This window comes from Streptomyces sp. YGL11-2 (assembly GCF_050054615.1).
In the GTDB taxonomy this organism is placed as follows: domain Bacteria; phylum Actinomycetota; class Actinomycetes; order Streptomycetales; family Streptomycetaceae; genus Streptomyces.
Genome location: NZ_JBNHIN010000081.1, coordinates 1 through 24,046, shown reverse-complemented (window position 1 = coordinate 24,046; position 24,046 = coordinate 1). Strand labels below are relative to the sequence as shown.

At 69.5% G+C, this 24,046-nt stretch carries 27 protein-coding genes and 1 pseudogene; 7 read left to right on the top strand and 21 right to left on the bottom strand.

Annotated features, from left to right (window positions below):
• The 11 genes from ACO1BR_RS41235 to ACO1BR_RS41185 all read right to left on the bottom strand — a co-directional run.
• A partial coding sequence (locus ACO1BR_RS41235; protein WP_426800249.1) for a major capsid protein occupies positions 1-727 on the bottom strand: 727 nt, incomplete at its 3' end.
• An 18-nt stretch (positions 728-745) separates the two neighbouring features.
• The gene (locus ACO1BR_RS41230; protein ID WP_426800248.1) at positions 746-1,363 is read right to left on the bottom strand and encodes a hypothetical protein; all 618 of its coding nucleotides are present in this window, start codon (positions 1,361-1,363) and stop codon (positions 746-748) included.
• Positions 1,364-2,189: 826 nt separating this feature from the next.
• Positions 2,190-2,348, bottom strand: coding sequence for an Rmf/CrpP fold protein (locus ACO1BR_RS41225; RefSeq protein ID WP_426800247.1), 159 nt, complete (start codon positions 2,346-2,348; stop codon positions 2,190-2,192).
• 17 nt (positions 2,349-2,365) lie between these two features.
• On the bottom strand, positions 2,366-4,594 hold the full coding sequence (locus ACO1BR_RS41220; protein ID WP_426800246.1) for a phage minor capsid protein: 2,229 nt from the start codon (positions 4,592-4,594) through the stop codon (positions 2,366-2,368).
• Between the two features lie 395 nt (positions 4,595-4,989).
• Positions 4,990-6,213 (bottom strand): phage portal protein, encoded by a 1,224-nt coding sequence (locus ACO1BR_RS41215; RefSeq protein ID WP_426800251.1) that lies wholly within the window; start codon positions 6,211-6,213, stop codon positions 4,990-4,992.
• Positions 6,214-6,563: 350 nt separating this feature from the next.
• On the bottom strand, positions 6,564-7,826 hold the full coding sequence (locus ACO1BR_RS41210; protein ID WP_426800245.1) for a PBSX family phage terminase large subunit: 1,263 nt from the start codon (positions 7,824-7,826) through the stop codon (positions 6,564-6,566).
• A 2-nt stretch (positions 7,827-7,828) separates the two neighbouring features.
• Positions 7,829-8,347 carry a helix-turn-helix domain-containing protein gene (locus ACO1BR_RS41205; protein WP_426800250.1) on the bottom strand — a complete coding sequence of 173 codons (519 nt, stop codon included), beginning with the start codon at positions 8,345-8,347 and terminating at the stop codon, positions 7,829-7,831.
• 256 nt (positions 8,348-8,603) lie between these two features.
• Positions 8,604-9,260 (bottom strand): hypothetical protein, encoded by a 657-nt coding sequence (locus tag ACO1BR_RS41200; RefSeq protein WP_426800244.1) that lies wholly within the window; start codon positions 9,258-9,260, stop codon positions 8,604-8,606.
• A 707-nt stretch (positions 9,261-9,967) separates the two neighbouring features.
• Complete coding sequence (locus ACO1BR_RS41195) at positions 9,968-10,543, bottom strand: hypothetical protein (protein ID WP_426800243.1); 576 nt, start codon at positions 10,541-10,543, stop codon at positions 9,968-9,970.
• Between the two features lie 59 nt (positions 10,544-10,602).
• Positions 10,603-12,210, bottom strand: coding sequence for a hypothetical protein (locus tag ACO1BR_RS41190; RefSeq protein ID WP_426800242.1), 1,608 nt, complete (start codon positions 12,208-12,210; stop codon positions 10,603-10,605).
• Positions 12,211-12,351: 141 nt separating this feature from the next.
• Positions 12,352-13,131: a hypothetical protein gene (locus ACO1BR_RS41185; protein ID WP_426800241.1), complete on the bottom strand. Its 780-nt coding sequence runs from the start codon at positions 13,129-13,131 to the stop codon at positions 12,352-12,354.
• A 23-nt stretch (positions 13,132-13,154) separates the two neighbouring features.
• Here ACO1BR_RS41185 and ACO1BR_RS41180 point away from each other — a divergent pair, with 23 nt between their 5' ends.
• Positions 13,155-13,343: a hypothetical protein gene (locus tag ACO1BR_RS41180; RefSeq protein ID WP_426800240.1), complete on the top strand. Its 189-nt coding sequence runs from the start codon at positions 13,155-13,157 to the stop codon at positions 13,341-13,343.
• Between the two features lie 52 nt (positions 13,344-13,395).
• Here ACO1BR_RS41180 and ACO1BR_RS41175 read toward each other — a convergent pair whose 3' ends face one another.
• The 10 genes from ACO1BR_RS41175 to ACO1BR_RS41130 all read right to left on the bottom strand — a co-directional run bounded on the left by ACO1BR_RS41175 (position 13,396) and on the right by ACO1BR_RS41130 (position 18,534).
• Positions 13,396-13,554, bottom strand: coding sequence for a hypothetical protein (locus ACO1BR_RS41175; protein WP_426800239.1), 159 nt, complete (start codon positions 13,552-13,554; stop codon positions 13,396-13,398).
• A gap of 156 nt (positions 13,555-13,710) precedes the next feature.
• Positions 13,711-14,172, bottom strand: coding sequence for a single-stranded DNA-binding protein (locus ACO1BR_RS41170; RefSeq protein WP_426800238.1), 462 nt, complete (start codon positions 14,170-14,172; stop codon positions 13,711-13,713).
• A 97-nt stretch (positions 14,173-14,269) separates the two neighbouring features.
• Complete coding sequence (locus ACO1BR_RS41165) at positions 14,270-14,443, bottom strand: hypothetical protein (protein WP_426800237.1); 174 nt, start codon at positions 14,441-14,443, stop codon at positions 14,270-14,272.
• Positions 14,440-14,862: a hypothetical protein gene (locus ACO1BR_RS41160; protein ID WP_426800236.1), complete on the bottom strand. Its 423-nt coding sequence runs from the start codon at positions 14,860-14,862 to the stop codon at positions 14,440-14,442. The genes ACO1BR_RS41165 and ACO1BR_RS41160 overlap by 4 nt, the downstream gene beginning before the upstream one ends.
• Positions 14,859-15,560, bottom strand: a complete 702-nt coding sequence (locus ACO1BR_RS41155) for a zinc finger domain-containing protein (protein ID WP_426800235.1) — start codon at positions 15,558-15,560, stop codon at positions 14,859-14,861. The genes ACO1BR_RS41160 and ACO1BR_RS41155 overlap by 4 nt, the downstream gene beginning before the upstream one ends.
• Entirely contained in the window at positions 15,560-16,390 is an 831-nt protein-coding gene (locus ACO1BR_RS41150) for a hypothetical protein (RefSeq protein WP_426800234.1), read from the bottom strand. The genes ACO1BR_RS41155 and ACO1BR_RS41150 overlap by 1 nt, the downstream gene beginning before the upstream one ends.
• A gap of 138 nt (positions 16,391-16,528) precedes the next feature.
• Complete coding sequence (locus ACO1BR_RS41145; protein ID WP_426800233.1) at positions 16,529-17,077, bottom strand: hypothetical protein; 549 nt, start codon at positions 17,075-17,077, stop codon at positions 16,529-16,531.
• Positions 17,074-18,069 carry a hypothetical protein gene (locus tag ACO1BR_RS41140; RefSeq protein ID WP_426800232.1) on the bottom strand — a complete coding sequence of 332 codons (996 nt, stop codon included), beginning with the start codon at positions 18,067-18,069 and terminating at the stop codon, positions 17,074-17,076. Before ACO1BR_RS41140 ends, ACO1BR_RS41145 begins: the two co-directional genes overlap by 4 nt.
• Positions 18,070-18,112: 43 nt before the next feature.
• Positions 18,113-18,328 (bottom strand): hypothetical protein, encoded by a 216-nt coding sequence (locus tag ACO1BR_RS41135; RefSeq protein WP_205365955.1) that lies wholly within the window; start codon positions 18,326-18,328, stop codon positions 18,113-18,115.
• Positions 18,325-18,534, bottom strand: coding sequence for a helix-turn-helix domain-containing protein (locus ACO1BR_RS41130; RefSeq protein ID WP_426800231.1), 210 nt, complete (start codon positions 18,532-18,534; stop codon positions 18,325-18,327). Before ACO1BR_RS41130 ends, ACO1BR_RS41135 begins: the two co-directional genes overlap by 4 nt.
• Positions 18,535-18,830: 296 nt before the next feature.
• Here ACO1BR_RS41130 and ACO1BR_RS41125 point away from each other — a divergent pair, with 296 nt between their 5' ends.
• From ACO1BR_RS41125 to ACO1BR_RS41100, 6 genes and pseudogenes are all read left to right on the top strand, one after another.
• Positions 18,831-19,247: a helix-turn-helix domain-containing protein gene (locus tag ACO1BR_RS41125; protein ID WP_426800230.1), complete on the top strand. Its 417-nt coding sequence runs from the start codon at positions 18,831-18,833 to the stop codon at positions 19,245-19,247.
• A gap of 11 nt (positions 19,248-19,258) precedes the next feature.
• On the top strand, positions 19,259-19,549 hold the full coding sequence (locus ACO1BR_RS41120) for a hypothetical protein (protein WP_426800229.1): 291 nt from the start codon (positions 19,259-19,261) through the stop codon (positions 19,547-19,549).
• A 231-nt stretch (positions 19,550-19,780) separates the two neighbouring features.
• The gene (locus ACO1BR_RS41115; protein ID WP_426800228.1) at positions 19,781-21,481 is read left to right on the top strand and encodes a recombinase family protein; all 1,701 of its coding nucleotides are present in this window, start codon (positions 19,781-19,783) and stop codon (positions 21,479-21,481) included.
• 91 nt (positions 21,482-21,572) lie between these two features.
• Positions 21,573-22,493 (top strand): annotated as a pseudogene (locus ACO1BR_RS41110) (AMP-binding protein); the annotation flags it as partial.
• The gene (locus ACO1BR_RS41105; RefSeq protein WP_426800227.1) at positions 22,490-23,293 is read left to right on the top strand and encodes an enoyl-CoA hydratase family protein; all 804 of its coding nucleotides are present in this window, start codon (positions 22,490-22,492) and stop codon (positions 23,291-23,293) included. The pseudogene ACO1BR_RS41110 and the gene ACO1BR_RS41105, both read left to right, overlap by 4 nt.
• Entirely contained in the window at positions 23,281-23,910 is a 630-nt protein-coding gene (locus ACO1BR_RS41100) for a TetR/AcrR family transcriptional regulator (RefSeq protein WP_426800226.1), read from the top strand. The genes ACO1BR_RS41105 and ACO1BR_RS41100 overlap by 13 nt, the downstream gene beginning before the upstream one ends.
• Positions 23,911-24,046: the final 136 nt, after the last annotated feature.

Below are 24,046 nucleotides of genomic sequence, written 5' to 3'. Positions count from 1 at the left end.
CCGGATCGGCGCTGCCGGCCTTGGCGCCCAGGTCGATGAACGGAATCCCGTTGTACGACTCGACCGTCTGCCCGAACGCGTTCTCGGTGCGGCTGTAGTAGCCGGCCCGGCGCGCAAGGCTGCGGATACGGGCGATGGTCTTCTTGTTGCCCAGCAGCGCCGAGGGGGTGTCGTCGAGCTGGCCGAGGAACTCGTCGAGGCTGTCGAGGGCGTTGTGCGCTGCGGCCTGGTCGGCGGGGGTGGACCAGTCGGCCGCGGTCTTGTACTCCGTGCTGGAGCCCGTCAGCACCTTCGACAGTCCCTCGAACCCGGTCGCGGTGGAGGTGTTGCGGGTGCCGTTGATGACCTGATCGGAGAAGAACGCGCGGGCCGACTTGATCGTCTGCCCCATCTGAAACGCCACCTCATTGGTGGCGGCCGGGCCGAGGTTGGACAGGACGCGGTCGATCTCGAACGCGCCGCCCAGCACGGACAGGTCGACGGTCGCGCGGGACCGCTTGGCCTGCTCGGTGCCGTACTCGGTGCCCAGTGGACGGAAGGCCGCGCCGCGCTCGGACACCAGACGCGTGTAGCCGTAGGTCAGCGTCGCGCCGCCGCCGGCCGGGTTCACGACGTCGTCGAAGGTCAGGTTGTCCAGCAGCCAGGAGGACTTGCGGAACTCGTCGATCACGCGCAGGTCGATGTCGTCCTGCGTGTTCAGCTTGGCGTCGGCGAGGGTGATTGCCATGTGGGTACTTCCTAGGTTTTAGGCGCCAAGCCGGGCGGCGATGGCGTCGCGGAGGGTGGCCGGCTTGGTGGGCGCAGCCGGGGCGCCGTTGAACTCCGCACCGCCGCGGCCGGGGACGGTCGGGGTTGCTCGGTACAGATCCGGGTCGGCCTCGACCGCGGCCCGGATCGCGGCGACGAGTTGCTCGTCGAACGTCGCGTCGGCGGGGTCGAGTGCGGCGACCGTGTCGAGGAACGACCGACTGTTCAGCAGGCGGTCGGCGCGGGCGCCGTGGTCTGCGGCGGCCTTGTAGGCGGCCAGTTGCACGCGTGCCGTGCGCAGCTCGGCGCCGGTCTGGTCGAGCTGCTTGTCGCGCTCGGCGACCGTGGCAGCCAGCGCGGCCGGATCCTGCTCGCCCTCGCCGTTCCCGTCGAGATTCAGCGCCTGCTGCACGGCGTCGAGCGCGGTTTGTAGCTGCTGCGCGCGCTCGGCCTGCTCGCTCGCGCGCTGCTCGGCGGCGGCGAGCTGCTGCTCGTCGGCCGCGGTCGACGAGCTGCCCGGGGGTGCCGGCGGGGTGCTCTCGCCCGCGGGCTGCGTCGGCTGCTCGGCCTGCCTGCCCGTATCCGGGCCGGCGGCGGGGGTCAGGGTTTCAGGCATGGCGGATCGTTCCTCCGAGCGTGTGCGGGTATGGGAAAAGGGCCCGCCGTGATCGGCGAACCCTTGGGCTGGTGGCGCGTGCCGGGGGCTACGGGGCGTCGGTTTCCCGGCGGCCAGCGGGATCCGGAAGATGCTTAGGCAGCTGGCGGACGAGTGATTAGCGCGCCTCGACGTTCCGCTCTGTAGCGGGTGGAGGGCGCTAAACGTTGACACGCATCGCCCAAATGAGGGGTGTGCACGACTTCCTGTTGGTGCATCATCTCAACGGACGAAGTCATGGACATTTGCAGAATTTCCTCAAGTTGAGATTGAGGAACGCGTGAATGTGTCGTGCACCTTCGCTGAAGGTGATCATCTCAACGGTTGAACGGGAGGGCGCGTGCGTACGCATCAGGTGCTCCGTGGAGCGGGGCTGCTCGGATGTGCATTGTTGATCGCCTCTGGCACGGCAAGCATGGCTAGTGCGGCAGGTCCTAGCCCTCGATACGTCTCGAATGAGTTCACGATCGTTGACGGGGACGGACACGGCAACGCAATGTGTCCCGATGGCATGTACGTAATCGGTGGCGGGGCGGATTCCCGAGATCACGATAGGGCTGTTCTTGCTTCCCGTCCCACGCCTGACCATCGTGGTTGGCACGCACATGTTCGGGCATTCCCCAGCCAGGTTAATGGGCAAGATGGCTCCGGAACGGTATACGCGATTTGCCGATGATTCAGGTCGCGGTGCGATCAGGGACGGGTGACCTGTAATAGTTCGCCCTCCTGACTACGGCAGGCTGCTGGTCTGCATGGGTGGGCGGTCCCGCAGCCTGCCGGACGTCATTTAGCCCTCGGCCTTGCGTCGGCCGGCGGTGTATCCGCGCACCCACGCTGAGCGGCGTAGATCGCCGGCGGGATACGGGCACACGGTTACGCGCTGCCGGTCGAGGCCGGCCTGCTGGCCCTCGTGGATCGCGCGTACGAGCTGCTGCCGCGGCCCCATGGCACGTGCCCCCTTGGTCAGAATCGGTTCTGTTGGTCGTCCCGGCTGTGCCGTGCGCGGTCGCCCTCGGCGGTACGAACTCCGGTGAGCTGTTCAGTGTATTCGGCCAGGGTGAGCCGCGGCTCGACCTCGGCCCAGTACCGGCGGAGCTCTTCGGACGCATGCGCATACGCCACATGCGCCGGCCCGGAGAACAGCGACTCGGGGTCGATCCCTTGGGCTGCGGCGCGGCGGTTGAGCAGGTAGCCGTTTGTCCAGTCCTCGGCGGCAAGCAACTGCCGGTAGCAGTGCTCCCGGTACAGCTCGCGGATTTCGGCGCGGGTGTAGGCGGCCTGCGCGGACTGCTGCGCCTCTTCGCGTTCGGCGATCCATCGCTCGGTGGCGGACATGCCCGCGTACCGGTCGTCGTCAAGCGCGAGATGCGCCCAGTCGTCCGGGGCGGCGGCCGGCGCGAGGGCCTCGTCGACGGCGGCCCGGTCGGCGAGCTGTCCCTCGACGGTGTGCGTGCCGGCGGCCTCGGCCGGCGGGGCGGACGGGTGCCGGCGGTCGAGTTCGTCGGCGATCCTCTCGACGTCGCCCTCGCGGCCGTAGCGGATAGCCCAGCCGAGGACGTCGTCGCCCAGGCCGGACATGTCGGCGGCCAGGTGCCCGCCGGGGAAGACCTTCCGCAGCAGGTCGCGGCGGTTCGCCTCGGCATCCAGCGCGCCCAGCTCCCCGGCGTCCGCACCACGGGCACGGCGGGCGAGCTGTGCGTCGGACAGGCCGATCAAGTCAGTCCGGGCGCCAGGCAGGCCGGTGGCCACGTCGCGGCGGTCCATCTCGGCAGCCACCCGCAGCACGTCGTCGTCGCCCAGGTGCGGCAGTGCGCGGGCGAGTTCGGTGTCACCGAACGCGGTCAGATCCTCGGCGAGGCGCCCGTGCGGACGGACACGGTCGAGCAGGTCGCGCTCGTCGCGCCGGTCTGCCTCGGCCTCAATCCGGCCGCGGTCGCGCTCGTCCAGGTGCCCGGAGCCGTGCGCGACGGCGAGCTGCTCGTCGCGCATCTCCGGCAGGGTCCGCTCGTCGCCGGCGCGCACGCGGGCGGCCTCGACGGCGTCCTGCGGCGGACGAGGCGCGTTGCTCGGGAGGTTCCCGGCGCCGGGCTGCTCGCGGTACCGCTTACGGATCAACTCTGGGTGTTCGGCGAGGTGTTCGCGCTGCTTCTTCTGCCAGGCGCGCACCTTGGCCTCGGCCGCCCGCTTTCCCTCGGGGGCCACTGCCGCGGCGGCGCGGTTCTTCCACTTCCGGATACCCTGCTCGATCGCGCGCTGCCGCTGTGTTGCCTCGTACCCGTCGGGGTCGGTGGAGTGCTCGACCGGGGCCCGGGTCACCCCGGGCAGGTAGGCGCTGGTGGAGTGCCGACAGTTCGGGTGTTGGAACCCGTGGCGGCGCGCTTCGTCGAGGGATCCGGCGACCTGCACACGAACCGTGCGGCCGTCCTCGACGGCGTGCTCGACTTCGATCATCCGGGCCCCGTCGGGGCCGTCCAGGGTCAGCACACGGCCCTCGTAGGGCTTGCACAGCGGGCACTCGTGCGGTGCGTTGGAGACGATCACCAGAGATACCCCGGCGGCGCGGATGCGGTCGCCGTGCGCCTCGACCGCGGCGCGCCCCACGCTGGTGCGCACGGCCATCTCGGCGTACGAGGTCATCGACCACGCGCGCCCGCTCTTGTCGACGAACGTCCTCAGGCCCCGGTCGGCAAACCGCTCCATCGCGCGTTGGGTGGCCTGCCGGCGGGTGTCGATGCCGAGCAGGGGTGCAGCGGATACCTCGGCAACCACCTGGCGGTAACCGTCTTCCACGCCGCGGAGAATGCCGCGGTGCGTGGCGGTGACGCGGTCGACGGTCTCGTGCGCCAGCCGGTCAACGGCGCGCCCGTTCGGGGTGCTTTCAGCGATCCGCTGGGCGTCGTTGTCGTGCAGCGCGCCGAGTTCAGCCAGTCCCGCGCGGGCACCGGTGTTGTATGCCTCGGCGACCACGTCGAACACGTCCAGCGTCATGGCCTTGCCGAGTTCGTCGACGACGCTCTGCGCGGCCCGCCGCAACGGCTGAATGTCGGCAAGCTTGGCGACTGCCCACCCCGGAGCGTCGTAGCCGGCGGCGAGCTGCCGGGCGACGATGCCCAGCAGCCGCGCCTCGGCGTCCGCGTAGAGGTCGCGCACGCCGGCCGACAGATCCTCGACCATTCCGGGATAAATAGGCATGCCCACTCCCCCCGGATATTTCGACTAAATGCCGAAAAGTGCGGAATGACAAAAAGAGATTCGCGTGATGCGCGTCACGCGAATCTCTGTTCGAATGCCTTGCGCAAGAAGACTGTGAGACTTCGAAGGTGGCCTCTGGCCTGCGCTTTATGGGAATTGACAGGGCTAACAATACAACGGAGCGCTGTAAAGTCAAATCATAAGTGTCATCCTTGTGGAATCAGCGAGCTTGTAATCTCTCTCGTGTGATGGGAAATGATGCGCAAATCGCGGCCGTTTCTACCCCCTTTTATGCCCTGGTTACGGTGCTGCTCGCTGTAGCCATGGCACACCCCGAACCGCAGGTCAGGGCACGAGCGGAACGGCTTTTGGCGGTGATCTTCCGGGCGCGGTAGCTAGTCGAAGGCGCCAGCCTGCATCGGGTCGGGCACGGCGGCGCCGGTCTCGGCGAGGATCCGCTCGACCTCGGCCCGCACGGCGTCGTCGTCCCAATCCGGATGCAAAATCCGCACTTTTGTCTCGACACTGACGGCCTGTGCCTGCTGGAGCAGGGACAGCGTTTGCGCGACGCCCTGCGGGTCCTCGCTGACGGAATCCCCGAACACAATCACCGGCCGTTCCGGTGCCAGTTCCGGGGTGTAGAGGGCCTGGTCAAGGCGGAGCATCACATGCAGCATGTCGGCCAGGGCCGGGGCCCAGTACCGTGACTTCTTGTCCCGCGTGATCATCGATCGGCGTTCGCGGGCAGTGACCTCGGTCGCCGTGGCGGCGGTCGAGTCGCCCAGGCCGAAGGACTGCGCGGAGTAGCCGGCGAGTTGTACGGCCTGCCGCATGATTGCGTCGGCCGTCTGCTGGTGCTCAGCAACCCTGATGGCGAACTGAGACAGGGTGATCCCTGCCGCGTTGTTGTCGCCCGGCGGAATGCTGAGCGCCTGCCAGATCTCCCGGTCATCGTCGAACGACGCGCCGCGGCCGGGGCCGTGGTCGCGTAGGTAGCCGTCGGGCACGATCAACCGGGCGCGGGCGAGGCGGATATCGCGCAGCCACGAAGACCACGTCTCGTCGAGGGCATCGAACAGGTCGTGCGCGCTCTGGTAGTCGCTGCGGCCGAACGGTGACCCGCGATGCCGGCGATTGGGGCGGATATTGGGCACGTAGGCGGCCGTGAGCTGGTCGAGGCCGGTCTCGATCGTGTCGCCCTCAGCGCCGAGGGAGTCGGCCAGCGGTGCCGTCTCGGGGTGTTCCGTGAGCGGCGTCCGCGCGCCGAGGCTGTCGGTGGTGCCCTGGTAGAGGCCGTGCAGGATGCGCCCGACCTTGTGCCGCTCCAAGTGGCGCCAGATCGTGGAGCCGTCCGCGGACAGCTCACGCCAGAAGGTGACGGCGGCGAGTTGCCCCCAGCGGAATTCCGGTATGGCGCAGTCGGCATGCACGGCCGTCAGCAGCGGCCGGGCAGCGAGGGAGGCATCCCACGTGACGCGCAGGTACACCCCGCCAAGTGCGGCAGCCACTTCGGCCGCTTCAAGCAGCGTGTTCGCAATGCCGCCGGCCTCGGTGATCTCGTCGAGCCGGGCCTGCACCGCGGGGTCGGTCACGGTGAATGTGGGCGGTTCGCTGAACAGGAGGTCGGCCGAGGTGGTCGCGATGTCGGCGGGAAGCGGGATATGCAGTNTCGTCGAGCCGGGCCTGCACCGCGGGGTCGGTCACGGTGAATGTGGGCGGTTCGCTGAACAGGAGGTCGGCCGAGGTGGTCGCGATGTCGGCGGGAAGCGGGATATGCAGTCGGGTGTCGTGCCGGCCGGGCTGCGGGTGGCGGTGGCGGGCCCACAGTCGGCGGCGGCCGTCGCGCCGGTGCTGGTGGTCTTGGTGGACGTCGGCCAGGCGGCGCCGGTCGCCGGAGTACCAGGCGTCGTCGACGCGCATCTCGCGGTACAGGTGGCCGAGCGTCGGCGGCGGCCACGGGGCGCCGTTGTCAGGCAGCGGCACGGGGCGTCACCTCCTCATCGGCGGGCGCGGGTATCAGGTGGCGCCACTCGTGCGCGGTGGAGTGCACGGCGTAGCGCAGGGCGTCGGCGCTGTGGTCGTCGCGCTTGATCGGGCGGTCTTCGCCGCGGTCGGACGCGGCGGGGTCCCATGCATAGCCAGGTAGCTCGGACAGCAGTCCGGAGCATGAGGAGTGGACGCGCAGCAGGCCGGAGTCGAGCGCGGTCGACACGCTGCGGATGCCGTCGAGGACGTCGTTTCGGGCACGTGCGATGCCGGGGTGCCCGTCCGTCCACAACTGTGTGGAAAAGCTTGCGGCGCTCGGGTCGACGAACGTCCACTCTGGTTCGACCTGTTGCTCGGCCAGCCATCGACGTATGGCGGTGCTGTACTGCGCGTCGGTCATCTGCCGGCGGGTCTGCCGGGAGTCATGGCGCCATTCGGCGACTGCGTACAGGCGGTCGTCGTCGCCGAGGCCGAGCAGCACGGCCGAAGTGGCGTTGGTGGTGCCGTAGTCGATGCCGAGCCACAGCCGGCGCATCGCGGGCAGGGAGTCGACGACGTGCTGCTGCTCGTCCCACATGTCGTAGACGGCGCCTTCGGCGACGCACCACGCGCCGTCGATCATCCGGCGTTTCCACAGCCCGACGTACTCGGCGGCGAGCGATGCGACGTAGGCGCGGGACAAGCTCGGGTTGTCGTCGAGGCGGAAGTGCCAAGAACGTAGGTCGAGTTCGCGTTCGCGATCCAGGTACCCCGTCTTGAGCCAGTGGCGCGGGCCGTCCGGGTTGGTGGTGGCCAGCAGACGCGCCCCAGGCACGGACAGACGGGCAAGGAGCTGCGTCCAGAAACCTTCGGGGAGCAGCGTTGCCTCGTCGACGTAGGCCAGGCAGGCAGTCAGGCCGCGCAGGCGGCCCTCGGCGCGAGCGTCGGCCGCGCCGATCAGGTGCACCGTACGGCCGAGAATGACGGCCGTGGTCGCCCCGCGGGTGTGCCGCACCTGCCGGGCGACGGGCCCGAACAGCGCCTCGTCTTGCAGCGGTTCGAGACAGTTCCGCTCGATGGTCTGCAAGCTGCGCCCACAGATCACGATCAGCCCGGACGCGGGCGCCTCGGCCACGGCCAGGACGAACGCCAGCAGCGAGGCCACGGTCTTGCCGGAGCGCACCGCACCATGCCACAGGCAGATACGGGCGGTGGCCTGCGCGATGGACTTGAGCTGTTTCCGAGACAGGGGAAGCGAGTCGAGCATCCTCACCCCTCCCGGCTGGCCTCCTCGTCCTCGTCGGCCTGGTCGGCGTCGACGAAGGCGGCCCGGAGACCCTTCGCAAGATCGGTCAACATGCTGCGGACCTCGCCGGCGCCGGTGCCCGCGTCGATCTCCGCGAGCCGCGCAGCGCTCGACAGGTAGGAGCTGATCGCTTGGGAGTGGTGACGCTCATCCTGGGCGGGCGGCTCATCGGAGATCACGCGGACCGTGCGGCCGTTCGGCAGCAGCTCGGCGCGGGTGTAGGTGGGGGCCTCGATGCGGTCGAGGTTGGCGGACGCACGGGCGTACAGGCGACCGACGAGCTGCCGGCGCTGCTCGGCGAGGTCGAGTTGCCGCGCCGCGGTGGCCGGAGCGACCCGCGCCCCGCCCTCGAACCGCAGCCCCTCGTCGCGTGCGATCTTCGACACGGTCGAGCTGCTGCGCCCGATGGCGCGGGCGATCTGGTTCCGGGACTGGCCGGCCGCGTGAAGGCGGCGAACCTCGTTGCGGTCCTTGTCGGTGATGGGCGCGGCGATGGCTCATCACCTCCTTTGGGCATGCGAACGCCCCGTCGACCGGGGGGGAGAGTCGACGGGGCGTACGTTCAGTTTCCGGGCACGCCGGAGGCGCCACCCATTAGATCACGGCTTGATAACGGCAGCAAGTCGCGTTCCCAAAGCCCGTTCGGCCATGCACGCAGCTCACTGCCCCGCGTCCCGCACGACTTAAAGCTGTTGACCAAGCGGTGGGTCGTGGAACAGGACTGACGCGTGATGCTGGTCAGGCGAACATCGCACGTAGGAAGGGGTATTGGCTGCGCCACTGGGAGATCTTCTGGGGCTCCTGTCGGCGTTTGTCGCTGGCGGAGTCGACCTTGCAGACCTGGTCTCCCCTGAAGAGGTACAGGTCGCCCTTGCTGTACGGGTCGACGAAGCAGGCGTCGATGCCGTCGCTGAACGGGTATTGGCTGCGCCACTGGGAGATCTTCTGGGGCTCCTGTCGGCGTTTGTCGCTGGCGGAGTCGACCTTGCAGACCTGGTCTCCCCTGAAGAGGTACAGGTCGCCCTTGCTGTACGGGTCGACGAAGCAGGCGTCGATGCCGTCGCTGAAGGGGTATTGGCTGCGCCACTGGGAGATCTTCTGGGGCTCCTGTCGGCGTTTGTCGCTGGCGGAGTCGACCTTGCAGACCTGGTCTCCCCTGAAGAGGTACAGGTCGCCCTTGCTGTACGGGTCGACGAAGCAGGCGTCGATGCCGTCGCTGAACGGGTATTGGCTGCGCCACTGGGAGATCTTCTGGGGCTCCTGTCGGCGTTTGTCGCTGGCGGAGTCGACCTTGCAGACCTGGTCTCCCTTGAAGAGGTACAGGTCGCCTTCGCTGTACGGGTCGACGAAGCAGGCGTCGTACGTGGAGTTGGATTTGTGGCTCGATTGCGGCACTGCCAGTTCTCCCTGCTGTGTGAACGAGTTGGTGTCTGTGAACTGCTAGGGCGCGTCCGGTGGGTCGCGCTGTTCTCGGCCCGCCGGGTGGTACCAGGGGCGGGTGGGTACGTGATCCACCTGCCCGCTCCCAGGCTGATTGCGGATGGGCGGAGAGGGGTGTCAGTCAGCCCCCGCCGCGCCAGCCCCAGTCGACCCCGCCTTGGTCCTCATTGATGAAGCCCCCGACCTTGTCGACGGCGTCGTGAACCTTGTCGGCGTTCTCGTCCGCGGTATCGCGCTCCCCAGCAGCCCCGTGAGTGCGTCCATCAACCTGGTCATCGCGGTCTCCTTGCGGTGATCGAATGATCTCTTTTCTCCCCAGGAAACCTGTCCGATATGCGAATATTGCACTTAAATATGCCAAATTGGTGATGTGCGTCGGAGGCCACCGAGACTGATCCGCTCTGGCAGCGACGTAGCGACCGGGCATATCGCGGCCCGACGCGAACAGGATGGCAAGCCCAGTGAGGGACTCGAAGGAGAGTCGGAACGCGAGCAACGCAAATCCGACGGTTGCGGCGACGGCCGCGCCGAGGGGGCCCACGACAGGCGACTCGGGGCGGCCGGCGCACCGGCGGTAGGGTTGTGCGTAGCCATTGCGGGGGTTGCTTCCGTGGTGGTTAGGCCCGTCCGGCGGTGCAGTCGCCTGTGACGGGCCGCTTTGGTTACTTGGCGGGTCGGGTGCGCAGGATGCGGTACACGTAGGACTCGCTCACGCCCAGGTCGGCCGCGGTGTCAGCGGCCTTTACGCCGTGGTCGGCGTCCGCGTAGATCAGCCGCGGAGTGATGGCAGCGGCGGCCTCGGCGGCGAGGCGTAGCGCGCGAACCTCGGTGGTGTCGAGTTGGTCGGCGAGGTCGTCGAGCAGGGCCGCGCGTCCCTCGTCGTCGGCCTCGGTCGTAGCCCACTGGTCAGCGATGGCACGCACCGTTTCGAACGGGTCACGGTCTTCGTTGGGGTCGCCGCCGGCCGCGATGATCTCCTCGCGTCGCCGCTGCTCATACTCCGCCATGATGCCGAGCATCTGCTCGGTGAAGCGTTGAGTAGCCGACCCGGGGCCGAGCCTCTGTCGGTCTGCTGCGCGGCGGTTGTGTTCGGCCGTCTCGGGTTTGTGAGCAGGCAGGAACCCCTCCGCGGTGAGCATGCCCTCGACTGCCGCCTGCTGGCCGGCCGGGGTTGTGGGCTGCTTGCTGGTGTCGCTGCGCGTGTACTGCTCGGGCCGGTCGTCACGTTCCTTGGGCATGTGCGGATCTCCATCGGGATGGGCCCGCCCCGGCGGCTTCCGGGGCGGGCGGTCAGTGATCAGATAAATAGGGCGCCCTGCTCGACGTCGGCGGGGTCAAGGGTGAACAGCAGCTCGTCGGCTGGCGTTGTCGTCCCAGCGATCCAACCGCCGTGCCAGGTGCCGTCGACGCGCTCGGCCTTCTCGATCGCGTCGACGGTGTCGAGCAGCTCGGCCGCGGTGGCGTCCGGCTGGTTCTCGGCCGCGTTGCACTCCTCGCAGGTGTCGATCTGCTGTTCGCTGTCGCGGTGCTCGACGCACAGCAGGTCCCACGCGTACACCGGGTCGCTGGCGGGGGCGTCTTCCTCGGCGTTCATCTCGGCGGCCCGGTTGGCGGCCTGCACGGCGCAGTCGTACGCCTCGACGCATCCCTCGTCGCTGAATACGCCGGCGTCCTGGGTGGGCTGCATCCGGACGCACGCCTTGATCGGGTCGCCGGACACGTCCGGGCGGACGGCGACCCGGTGCAGGCACTCGGCCGGGGCCGGCTCAACCGCGGCGGCCGTCGTCTGCGGGGCGGGCGCGCCGCCCTCGGTCGGCAGGTGGGCGAACACGCACTGCGAGGAACGCAGCATCTTTTCGACGGCCCACCCGCGGCGACGCAGGCGGTCGGCGAGGCAGTCGAGGGCGGGCCCGTGCGGCATCTGGTCGCGGCGGATGATCCGGCCCCCTTCGAGCCAGTACACGGCGACGCGGCCGTGAGTGCGGGGGTCGATCAGGTACCCGCGTACGGTCTGCTCGTCCTCGGTCGGCTCGGTGACGTCGTGGTGCTCGGTCATGGTCGCTGCGGCTAGGCCGGCAAGGGCCTCGCGGGCGGCCACGACGTCCGGGTGCGCGGCGTCGGCCGGCGCGCACCCCTCGGCCGTGCCTGAGTGCGCGACGACGACACCCTCGACGACGCGCTGCTCAGTGTCCGCGGGCAGCAGTTCGGAGGTGTAGAGGCGGCGCCGGGCGAATCCGCCCTCGCGCTTGATGTTGGCGCGCACGGCGGGCAGGGCCTCGGCGGCGCGGGTCATGTCCTCGACCGTGGCGCCCTCAACGCGGGCGATCTCCTCACCGTTGCGGGTCGTGATCGTCCACGTGTCGGACGGAATGTCAGCCGCTACGGCTTGCTGCTCGATGGCAGGCTGCTCGTCCCACAGTTCAACGGCGCGATTGCTCAGGTTCACGAGTGACAGCTCGCTGTCGGTGCGGTTGATGGTGTCGAGGGTGTCGGCAAGTTGCGGGGGCAGAGCGGCGCGGGCGGCGTCGTTGAGGGAGCGGTACAGCTTGCCGGCCGCGCGGGCGGCGTCGGCTCGGGTGCCCAGATGGCGGGTGCTGCGCATCAGCTCGACAGCGGCCTCGACGGTTTGCGGGGCGCCAAGGGCGGCGATCTGCTCGCGCTCAACGTCGGGTGTGATGGCGGCCTCGCGTTCGGCGGCGCGCTTCTGTCCGGCCCGGAAACACAGCTTGCACATCTTCATGCCCTGCTCGTCGAGCAGTTCGCACGCCTCGGCGAGATCGATGTATGCGCGGATCTCTCGGTGGCACAGCGTCTCGTCGTTGCGGGGCGAGAAGTGCAGGGCTTTGCCGCTGCCGACGATGGCGTACGTGACGTTGGCGCGCTCTGCCAGGGGGGTCATGTCCATGGGGGTTGCTCCCGTGGGTTGTTGGGTGCCGGGTGCAGTCCGGCGCTACGTTCGCAACTGTACCGTGTTCTGAACTCAGTTCACAAGATCTTCTGCGAAAGGGCCCGAAACCAACTCCGGGCCCTGGCTCACGACTTCACCTCACGCGGCCATCGGGGGCACTTCCCCTCCCTGCTCCGCCCCGTCCAACGCGGCCACCAGGGCGAGCAAGTCGTGCCACTCCCACACCCGCCGGCGCGTGAGGGTGAGCGGTACGGGGGCGGGGCAGAGCGGGCCGGTGCCGCACGTGACGCTCGGCCCCTGATCCGGACCTGTGTGCAAGGTGAGTTCACCGCCGCACCAGGGGCACGGCCGGTCGGGCACCGGGGTGGCGCGGTGGTCAAGGCCAAGGGCGCGCAGCAGACGGCCGGCGCACTGGTGCGCCACGCGGGCAGCCTCGTGCAGCAGGTACTCGGGCAGGGGCGCGAACGGGGCCGACACGAGAGTGTCGTCGTCGAGTAGTTCGGGCTCGGTGTCCTCGTCGAGCACCCGGCCCTCGACGTAGGCCGCGGCCCAGTGCAGGCCGTGCGCGCGGCTCCCGGGGTCGGTTGGACTGCGGAACGTCCAGCGGCGCGGGTCGTCGAGGTCGGCGTGCTGGACCCCGGCGGCGAAGATGTCGGCAAGGTCGAACAGGGCGCGCTCGATGGCGAGGCCGGTGTCGAGGGCGTCAACGTTCAGCGGCGCGGGGTGCTCGCGCAGCACCAGCGGCGCCCGGTCCTCGACGATGAGCTGCTCGTCGTCGACGGCGCGCAGCGTGTGCACGAGCTGCCGCGGCGGCCACGCGTCAGCCGGCGGGGTCTCGACGGCGAGCAGCAGCTCGGCCCAGTGCTTCCGGATGGTCGCGAGGTTCTCGGCGGCGCGAACAGCTACAGGGTTGTGCATGGTTCATCCCTCCCGGGACTGGATTGCTCGGCGACGTTGGCGCGCTGCTCGGCCTCGACGATGGCCTGCTCGGCGGCGTCGAGGCGGCGCTGCAACCGGCGTACGGCGGTTTGCTGCCCACCGGCCTGGCGTCGGTACCGGTCGGCCGCGGTGCGCTCGGCCTTGATCAGGGCCCGCAGGTGCGCGGCCTCCGCGGGGCGTGGCGGGCGTAGCGGGCGAGCAACACGTCGACCTGCGCCCGGCGTTCGTTGCGGGTGCCGGCGGTCATGGGCGGACCGCCGAAAGGCGCGGCCTCTCGTACGACGCGATCAGGTCCCCGTCGGTGACGCGTACCTCGGCGTCGTCGGCCGGCCGGTCAACGCGGTGCAGCTCATTGCGCACGATCTCAACGAGGTGTGCGACGTCGAGCAGGGGAGCGGGCAAGGGTAGGGCGTGCTCGGTCCGGGTCACGTGGACCGTGCGTCGGGTCGGGACGATCACAGGGCGGACCTCCGAGGTGTCGAGGGGGGAGTCGAGCGAGGCGGGGGCCGTCCCCCGCGCGCACGGGGGGGCGGGTTCGACCGGTCGCGGCGGGAGCGGCTAGAACGGCGGTTCTGCGGCGTATTGCGGTGCTGCTGGGGTCTGGGTGGTCCAGGGGTCTGCGGCGGGCTGCTGCGGCTGCTGGGGGGCCTTGTGGTGGCCTGCCTTGGTGACGGTGGCGGTCGCGCGCAGCAGGGACGGGCCGACTTCCTCGACGTCCAGCTCGAACATGGTTCGCTTGATGCCTTCGCGGTCGTCGTAGGTGCGCTGCTTGAGTCGGCCGGTGACGATGACGCGCATGCCGCGGGTCAGCGACTCTGCGGCGTTCTCGGCGGCCTGGCGCCACACGGAGCAGGTCAGAAACAGGCTTTCGCCGTCGCGCCATTCGTTGGTCTGGCGGTCGAAGGTGCGGGGGGTGCTGGCTACGCGGAATTTGGCGACGGCGGCGCCGGCGGTGGTGAACCGCAGCTCGGGGTCGTCGACGAGGTTCCCAGCGAGGGTGATCGTGGTCTCTCCGGCCATGGCAGTACCTCTCTCGTGAACGGTAACTATCGATCGCGAATGAATGATAGCGCGTAGGGACGCCCCTTGACGTGCAGTTTTGGGCGCCCCTGGCGGGCTACGCGGCCCGGTTCGTGGTGATGGTGAGGCCGTGCTCGGCGAGGCCAGTGAGTAGGCGCTCGGCGGCCTCGATGGCGGCCGGGGCGACGGGGTGCTCGCGTCCGGCGTACGCGTCCGGGTGCAGGTCGTACAGTTCCCCTGCCAGCAGGGCGACAACGGCGCGGGCGGTCATCGGATGCCCCGGCCGGCAACGACGTGGGCGGCGGCGAGGCGGCCCGAGGCGCGGCGGGGGACGGGCGGGGCCTGCATGAGTCGGGCGTGCCGGTTGTGCTCGGCCTGGTGGTGCTCGGCGAGCAGGTTGTCGACGAACCGGGCGGTGCGGGCGGCGAGTTCGGCCTCGACGGTGGCTCGGCGGGCGGCGGCTGCCTTCTGGGCGGCCTGGTGCTGCTGCTCGGCGAGCATGGCGGGGCCGTCGAGGGTGGTGTCGGGCAGCCATCGCGCGCCGCGGGCTTTCTCGATCACGACGACGGCGCCCTCGCCTGCCCACGTCCGGGCTTTGGAGTAGAGACGTTTGCGGTCGGACGTCTGGAACTGCACACGGGGTGCAGGGGTGGGCCAGGTGGCCGTAAGGCGGTAGGTGGTGCGGCTCATGCTGCAACTCCCTGGGGATTGGCGGCGAGTTCGGTTCGGCTGTCGTGCGGGGTGGTCTTGGTGCGGCGGCCTTTGCTGTTGGGGCGCCATCCGCCGCGGCACGGCTGTTCTTCCTCGGCGTGGCACCACGGGCACGGCACCGACAGGGGGTCGGGCTGGCCGGCGGCGACGGTGGCCTCGCGGCGTGCCTTGGTGGGCCGGTAGGCGGCGAGTTGCTGCCGGACGGCCGGCGGGATGGGGCTGCCGATGGCGGCGAGGCGGGCCTCGATGGCGGGGTGCGGCCCGCCGGTGAGCTGGGGGTGCTCGACGGGCGCGGCCTGGCCGGTGGCGACGGCGGCCCGCCCGGTGCGTAGCTCAGCGAGGTAGGCGTCGACGTTGTCGGGGTCGACCGGCGGCGCGGGGTCGGTGTGGCGGTTCATCAACTCGGCGCGGTGCGGTGCGAAGGCAGCGAGGAGGTCGTGCGGCTCGATCGGCCGGAACTGTGCGCTGCGGTCGCCGTTGCGCTGTTCGTAGTAGCGGCGCACAGCGCGGCCGGCGTCCCAGCCAGCGGCCTCGGACTCCGCGGGGATGCCGTCGAGGGCCTGTGTCCACGTGCGGATGGTGGCCGCGGACTGCTCGGGGCTGGCCATGACGCGACGTACGCGGCTGTCGAGGGTGGCGGCGAAGTTCAACAGGGCGGCGACGTGGGCGTGCTGCATTAGGCGAAACCTTCCTTCTCCAACAGGGCAAGCCCTGCGGCCAAGTTGTCGGTATGGCTGGTGGGGGCGGCCGGCGCGGGCCGTAGCGGGACGACGTTGGAGCCGTGCGGCGCGGCGGCGGGGGCGTGGTCGAGGTCGGACCAGACACGCAGCCAATAGCGGGCCGGTTTGGGGCCGTCGCCGGGGTGGGTGCGGCGGGCGGCGAGGTCAACCAGGGCGGCGGCACCGTGCGCCTGGACCAGGCGCCATACGTCGCGCTGCTCGCCGAGTCCGAGCGTCCACCTGACCTCGACTCCGGCGGCGGCGAGGGCGTCGGCGAGGGGGCGCAGTTGCTCGACTACCGGTGACGCACCCGCGCGCGGCTGCTGCTGTTCTTCTTGGTGATTGCGTTCATATGCGTTCTGGGGTCCGGATTCCGGACCGGTGGGGGTCCGGTTTTCGTACCCCTGGGGTCCGGAATCTGTACCCCCGAGGGTCCGGTTCTCGGACCGGTCCGGATTCCGTACCGGTCCGGATTTCGGACCTCCATAAGGGGTCGAATCGGACTCGGCGCGGCGGTGGCCGATGGCGAGCGGGAGCCGGTACACGGTCTCTCTACGCGGCCCCGTTGCGCCCTCGACGACTTCCAACTCGCCAGACTTGAGCAGCTTGTCGACGGCGGTCACGACGGATGAACGGGCCGCGTTCGTCCGCTGCACGAGCATGGTCGTGCCTGCGTACGCGGTGCAGTCGGGGCCGGGGCACTTGTCCGCGATGGCGAGCAGCACCATTCGGCCGGTGCCCTTGGCGGCGGACCGGGTCCACACCCAATCCATAGCGTCGAGGCTCAACGCGCCTTCCTTACATGCGGCTAGACGGGACTTTCAGGACGGCAGGGGAGTGCAGGGGGCAGCGATGGCCGATGACGTACCGGCGGGCCCCCGGGGCACCGCAGTAGCGGCGCTCCGAGCCGTCCCAGTGGCCGCACCTCACGCGGCCTCATCTGTTGTGCCGGGGGCGAGCATCGGCAGCACCAGGGGCGCCAACACGCCCGATCGCCACGCCTCGCCGACGAGGTCTTTGCCCCCCTTGGCGAACCGCACGGAGTGCGAGCGGCGCCGGGTAGGCCGGATCTCCACCCCGGGCACTTCGTGCACCTCGCCCGAGGCCGGGTCGACGATCTGCGGCACACCGGCCGCGGTCATCTCGCCGAGCAGCCGCTCGACGAACGCGGCTCGCATCTCCTTGACGATCCGCGTCACGCGCTCGGCCGGGAACGCCGTCCGAGCCCAGGCCGTGAACGACTCCTCGTCGACGACCTGCGCGGCCGGCTCCCCGCCCGTAAGGCTGATGGTGCCCACCTTCGTACCGTCCGGCAGCGTGGCGGCGAACTGCCTTGCCCCGGTGACTTCATGGGCGGCGTCGAGGTGATGCTGCACCTCCGTACGAGCCTCCTCGTACGCGGCCTTCACCTCGTCCAGCAGCGCTTTCAACACGGCCTCTCGGGTGGTCGCGGCCTTAATGTCCGCGGCGCTCACCGCTCCCCCTCGACTGCCTCACGCAGGTCAGCAACCTGGGCGCGCAACTGCTCGGCGCTAGCGAAGACGGCCGGGCATCCGTGCGCCGCCTCGAACGCCTCGTCGGCCTCCTCGAAGTCGAGGCCGGCGGCCTGCGCAGCGTCGTACATCTCGGCCAGCTCGGGGGATATCTGGGCGTCACCGGCCGGCTTAGCCTCGACGACGTCCTCGACCGGCGGTTGCTCGGCCCCCTTGGCACCGGGCTTGTTCCGGCCGACGGCGGCCACGTGGTCGAGGTACTGCTGAGGCGCCCCCGCGGCCTTTGCCTGCGCCCACACCGCACGCACCCCGTCGGCATCCGCGCAGTCCTCGGCCAGAGCCAGGAAATCGGGCCCCTCGACGTCCCGCGGAGCCTGCTCGCCGGTGTCCCGCTGGATCTCCCCGGCGAGGTAGACCGGGTTCCCCTCCTGGTCGACCACGGCCCCGAGTTCCTCGGGGGTGTAGTGAATGCCGAACAACGCCTCTTCGCAGGCATCCCGGGCGACAGCGGACAGCGCGCGGGCCTTGAGCATCGCGGCCGGGTACTTCTTCCACACGTCCTTGCCGAGCAGACCGGCGCGACGCGCGTCCTCGACGGTGAACCGAACCTCGAACGTCCAGTCGGGGTCATCGGTGCGGATGACCTGCGCAACGGCGGCCGTCGCGTCGCCCTTGATACGCAACCGGTGCCCGGCGCGCCGGACAAGGGCGGAGATCAGGGCCGACGACGCGCTCGGCTTGCCCTCGATCACATGCACGCCGGTGATGGCGACCATGGGGTGCAGGCCGAGACTCTCGGTGTACTCGACCGCATAGAGCAGGTTGGCCGGCTGCCCGCGGAACTGGCGGGGGAGCAGACCGGACGCGGCAAAGGCGCGGCAGTAGTCCAACTTGGACTCGACCGACATGCGGGGCATGGCGGGGGCGGCGAGCTGCTGCTGAGGCTGGTGGTCGGCGAGGGTGACGACGGTCATCGCTGATTCCTTCGAGTGTGGGGCGAGGTCGAGGCCGGCGGCGTCAGGCCGCGGCAGGCAGGTCGGCCGCGCGGGTGCGATCCGCGGCGGCCTGGCGGCGCAGGCGGCGCAGGATGAACTCGATTTCGTCGGCGGTGTGGGCGCTGCCGACGGCGGCGGCCTCGGCCGCAGCGCGTATGGGCATGGAGTCACGGCGGGCGCGGGCCCGATCCAGCACGGCGCGGGCGGCGGCAAACGCCTCTTCCTTGGAGGTGATCACGCCGCCTCCCCGGTGAAGATCGTGGCCGCGGTGACGCCGTAGGCCCGCTCGATGGCGGCGAGCCCCTCGGGGCTGGGCGCGTGGCGCCCGGTCACCCATCGGTAGGCGGAGACGTAGGGGACGCCAAGACGGCGCGCGATTTCGGCGGTGGTGTGGTCGCCGTGCGTCTGGGCGGCGGCGATCAGATGGGCAGGGGTGTATGCCACGTCCGTACGACCTTTCGTGAGTACGACGTATCGATCACGAGTGGAACGTAGCAGGTATCAATCATGAGTGGAAGTTAGATTGATCAAGGACCGATGTCAGTGGTGGGGGGTAACGTCAGATGAGTGGGTAAATCACGCAACGTGCACTTATCCGCTTGTATCTAATGCAGTGACGATGTGTACGATCGATCACCAGGGGTGTTCGTCACCCTGGGTGCGTCAAAAGGGGGTCAAAGCCATGCCTGAAAATCACCGCCAGTGCGTTAGCGATCGCTCGTGCGCGGTACATTGCAAGAATGAAACCCCAGGCCCGTCCCCCACAGCCCGGTGGAGCGCTCACCGTTGGTCGGTGGCTCCATGACGAATTGCAGCGTCGCGGATACAACCTCTCGCAGAGGGGAGGCGGCCGGCGTGTCTTTGCCGATGAATCCGGCATCCCACAAGCGACCGTCTCGCGCTTGTTGCGGGACGACGGCGGAGCCGACCCTGCCACTCTCGGCAAGGTCGCTCAGGCGCTCAACGTCCCGCTAACCCCGCTCCTGGTACTGGCCGGCATCATCCCCGAGGCCGAAGTCGAACGGCCCACGTCGATCAGTACCGACGAAGCGCTCGCGGCGCTCGGCATCACCAGGCCGGCACACAAAGCCGCGGTCATGTCCATGGTGAACGCACTCCTCGACGAAACATCCGAGAGAGGCGACACCAGTAAGTAACAAGGAAATCCATGTCTCGACGCACCCTGCACACCGTCATGTACGCCCTCGCGGCCGTGGTCGTCGCTGCCCTCACCCTGCTTGGCGAAGGTCTCATCCACTCTGAGCACGTCGCACCGCTCTACGCCGGCGGCATCACCACCCTGATCGCCGTCCCGGCCCTGCTCATCAGCGCATGGCGAATGACCCTCCGCAAAGTCGAAGCCGACGCCGAACACCACACCAAAGCCGGCTACTTCCAGTGCTACGAGGACGTACGAGAAGGCCGAGTGCAACCGGGTGCCGTCCCCGCAAAGCGGTAGTTGTACCGCAGGTCACCACCCACACCGTGCACACCACCGACAAAGTCACTGCCCAACAACTCGCCGACGCCGTCGGGCCGGATACGTCCGTGCCCTCGACCACGTCGTGCGCGGCCTGCTCGACGCTCCCACCCCGCCCGACACCGGGCGCCAAGGGAGTGCCGAGCACGTCGCGGGCAACGTGATCACACTGCGCCCGCGTCAGCAGTAACCGAACGAACGGAAGGCACAGTGACCCTCATACCACCCGCGTTCCAGGCAGCGCCGACCATCGGCGAGCCCTGGCTCGGATACATCAGAGTCAGTACCTGGAAAGAGGAGAAGATCAGCCCCGAACTGCAAGAGACAGCGATCCGGCAATGGGCAGCCCGCACCGGGCGCCGCCTGCTCGAACCGTTCATCGTCGACCTCGACGAATCAGGCCGCCACTTCAAACGCAGGATCATGGGCGCCATCGAGCGCGTGGAACGAGGCGAGGCCCGCGGCATCGCCGTATGGCGATACAGCCGTTTCGGCCGCAACCGCACCGGCAACGCCGTCAACCTCGCCCGGCTCGAAGCCGTCGGAGGGCAGCTCGAATCGGCAACCGAACCAGTCGATGCACGAACGGCCGTCGGCGAACTGCAACGAGAAATGATCTTCGCCTTCGGTAACTTCGAATCGAACCGCGCCGGCGAGCAGTGGAAGGAGACGCACGAGTTCCGGCGTGCGATGAAACTGCCCGCCACCGGGCGCCCGAGGTTCGGGTACCTCTGGCACCCCCGGCGCATACCCGACGCCACCGCGCCGGGCGGATGGCGGCTGCAAGAAGAGCGATACGAACTGCACCAGCAGTACGCCGAGGTCGCAGAGGAGATGTACGACCGGAAGCTCAACCGGGCCGGGTTCGCATCCCTTGCACACTGGCTCAACGACGAGTTGCGCATCCCCACGACGCGCGGGAATCGCTGGGCACCGAACACGGTGCAGCGCTACCTGGACTCGGGATTCGCAGCTGGACTGCTACGCGTCCACGACCCGGAATGCCCGTGCAAGCTGGGACAAGATCATTTCTCGGACTGCAAGAACGGTCGAATGATCTACATCGCTGGGGCCCAACCCGCGATTCTCACGCCGGACGAGTGGGAGAACTACGAACACCACCGTCAGCAGGTGAAGAACACGCCCCCAAGGGCCCGTAGCGCCACGTACGCCAACACCGGAATCACGGCCTGCGGAAACTGCCGAGGTACCGGCATCGCGAGATCCGCGACTAAGGACGGCCGACAGATCCGCGGCCACACGTTCGTGTGCAGCAACCACAAGAACAAGGGCAAATCCGCTTGCGAGCAGGGACTCTACGTCCTACGGGAAGACATCGAGAAGGAACTGTTGACGTTCCTTGAACGGGAGGTCGCCGAGGGCGTCGACAACGCTCCCCCAACACCCGGCCATACCGAGAAGAAGCCCGACCCCAAGGCAAGGATTACCGAGGAACGGGCCCGCTTGGCAGCCGAGTTGGCGAAGATCGACGGCGCCCTCGACCGGCTTGTCTCCGACTACGCGCTCAACCCGGAGAACTATCCGGCGGACAGCTATGCACGGGTGCGCGACCAGTTCACCAAGAAGAAGGGGAGCATCCTGACAAGTCTCCAATCCCTCAAGGTCGTTGAAGACACCCCGGACCGCGCGGAATTTCGTCCCCTCATGGTCGGCATGATCGCTGAGTGGGAGACGTTCACGCCGGAAGAGAAGAACGCCATGCTCCGTCAGGTCGTACGCCGGATCGCGTGCACCGCGAGCAAGGCCGATGAGGTCGGGTTCCTGCTGGACGTGGCCTACGAAGTGCACCCCGTATGGGAACCGGACCCGTGGGTCTGCCGCAAGTGCGGGAAGGTCATTCCGGGACCGGGGCCGCTGGCCTGCCCTCAAGAATCATGCAAGCGGGCTTGATTGTTCTTGGTCGCGCTGACACCCTCGTGACGACCGCGGCAGCACCGCGGTAGGAGGGGAATGGATCGTGCGCCTCGCTGGTCCTTTAGAGCCACTGACCCACATCTACGGGCTGACCGCCCTGATGAACGCCCCGCTGCGCAACGGCGCCACCGTCGTGGTGCTGCCCCGCTTCGACCTGCGGCAGTTCCTCGCCGCGATAGCCGACCACCGCATCACCGAGGTGTACGCGGCGCCCCCGATCGTGCTCGCACTGGCCAAACACCCGATGGTCGACGACTACGACCTGTCCTCCCTCCGGCACCTCGTCTGCGCCGCCGCCCCGCTGGACGCCGGACTCGCCGCCGCCTGCGCCCGCCGCCTCGGCCTGCCCGCGGTCCTCCAGGCGTACGGGATGACCGAACTCTCCCCGGCCACCCACGTGGTGCCCGCCTCCGCCACCGCCCCACCCCCGGGGGCCGTCGGCATACTGCTCCCCAACACCCGGATGCGCATCGTGTCCCTGGAGACCGGCGCGGACCTGGGGCCCGGGGAGAGCGGCGAAATCCTCATCCAGGGACCGCAGATGATGAAGGGCTATCTGGGGCGCCCCGCGGAGACCGACGCGATGATCGACCCCGAGGGCTGGCTGCACACCGGCGACATCGGACGAACGGACGCGGACGGCTGGCTGTATGTCGTCGACCGCGTCAAGGAGTTGATCAAATACAAGGGCTACCAGGTCGCCCCCGCCGACCTCGAAGCGCTGCTGCTCGCCCACGAAGGCATCGCGGACGCGGCCGTCGTCGGCGTCACCGACGAGGACGGCAACGAGGTCCCCAAGGCGTTCGTGGTGCGCCGGCAGGGGGCCGCGCTCACCGCCGACGAGGTCATCGCCTACGTTGCCCGTCGGGTTGCCCCGTACAAGAAGGTGCGCCGCGTGGAATTCCTGGACAGCGTGCCGCGCGCCACCACCGGAAAGATCCTGCGCCGCGAACTGCGCGCCAGGGAAAGGAGTTCGACGGCCCGATGACCGACGCACCGCCCGCGCCCGCCGGCGCGGCCCCCGCGACACCCCTGGTGGCGCGCTCCCACGAGCACGGGATCGCCACCCTCACCCTCGACTCCCCGCACAACCGCAACGCGCTCTCCGCCCGCCTGGTGGCCGAACTGCACCAGGGCCTCGCGGACGCGGCGGCGGACGACACCGTGCGCGCCGTGCTCCTCGCCCACACCGGCGGCACGTTCTGCGCCGGAGCGGACCTGACCGAGGCCACCTCCGGCGCCGCCACGGACGGCCCGCTGGGGCTCGCCCGGCTGCTGCGGGCCATCGTGGAGCTGCCCAAACCGGTCGTTGCCCGCGTGACCGGCCACGTACGGGCGGGCGGGCTCGGCCTGCTCGGCGCCTGCGACATCGCGGTGGCCGGTCCGCACGCCACCTTCGCCTTCACCGAGGCGCGGCTCGGACTCGCCCCCGCGGTCATCTCGCTGCCGCTGCTGCCGCGCCTGGACGCCCGCGCCGCCGGCCGCTACTACCTGACGGGCGAGAAGTTCGGTCCCGCGGAGGCCGCCAGGATCGGCCTGCTCACCCTCGACACCACCGACTCTGCCGACATCGACGCGGCACTGGCCCCCCTCCTGGACGCCCTGCGCAAGGGCTCCCCCCAGGGGCTGGCCGAGTCGAAGAAGCTGGTGACGGCCGGGGTGCTGGCCGCCTTCGACCGGGACACCGACGCGCTCGCCGAGCAGTCCGCGCGGCTCTTCGCCTCCGCCGAGGCGCGCGAGGGCATGACTGCCTTCCTGGAACGACGGGCCCCCGAATGGGCGCGCTGACCCCGGCGCGCGGCCCCAAGGAGCCCCAGCAGGAACGCAGCCGCGCCACCCGCCTCAAACTGCTGGAGGCCGCCGTCTCCTGCCTGGCCGAGCGGGGCTGGAGCGGCAGCACGGTCTCCGTCGTGGCCGAACGGGCGGGCGTCTCGCGCGGCGCCGCCCAGCACCACTTCCGTACCCGCGAGGACCTGTTCACCGCGGCCGTCGAGCACGTCGCCGAGAAGCGGCAGGGCGCGGTGCAGGCCATGGCGCACAACCTGCCGCCCGCCGGCTCCATCGCCCGCACCTGGATCATCGTCGAGGAACTGGTGGGCCTCTACACGGGACCGCTGTTCCGGGCCGCGCTCCACCTCTGGGTGGCCGCCTCGGACGAGGAGCAACTCCGCTCCCGGGTCACCGCGCTGGAGGCCCGCGTGGGCCGCGAGGCGCACCGTACGGCGGTGGCCCTGCTGGAGGCCGACGAGTCCGTCCCCGGAGTCCGGGAAACCGTCCAGGGCCTCCTCGACATGGCCCGCGGGCTCGGCCTGGCCAACCTCCTGACGGACGACTCGGCACGGCGGGACCGCGTGGTCGCCCAGTGGGCGAAGGTCATCGACGACGTCTTGTCCCGACGTACGTAGCCGTTTCGCTGCGCTTTGCCTGCTTCCCACGTTGTCGGCCGCCCCGCCGTGGGGGTTTGTCGCCGTTTCGCCTGCGGCGGGCGGGGCCGCTGCGCGGGGCTGTCGGGGTGCGGTGACGGTCCTCCGGGGTGGGGGG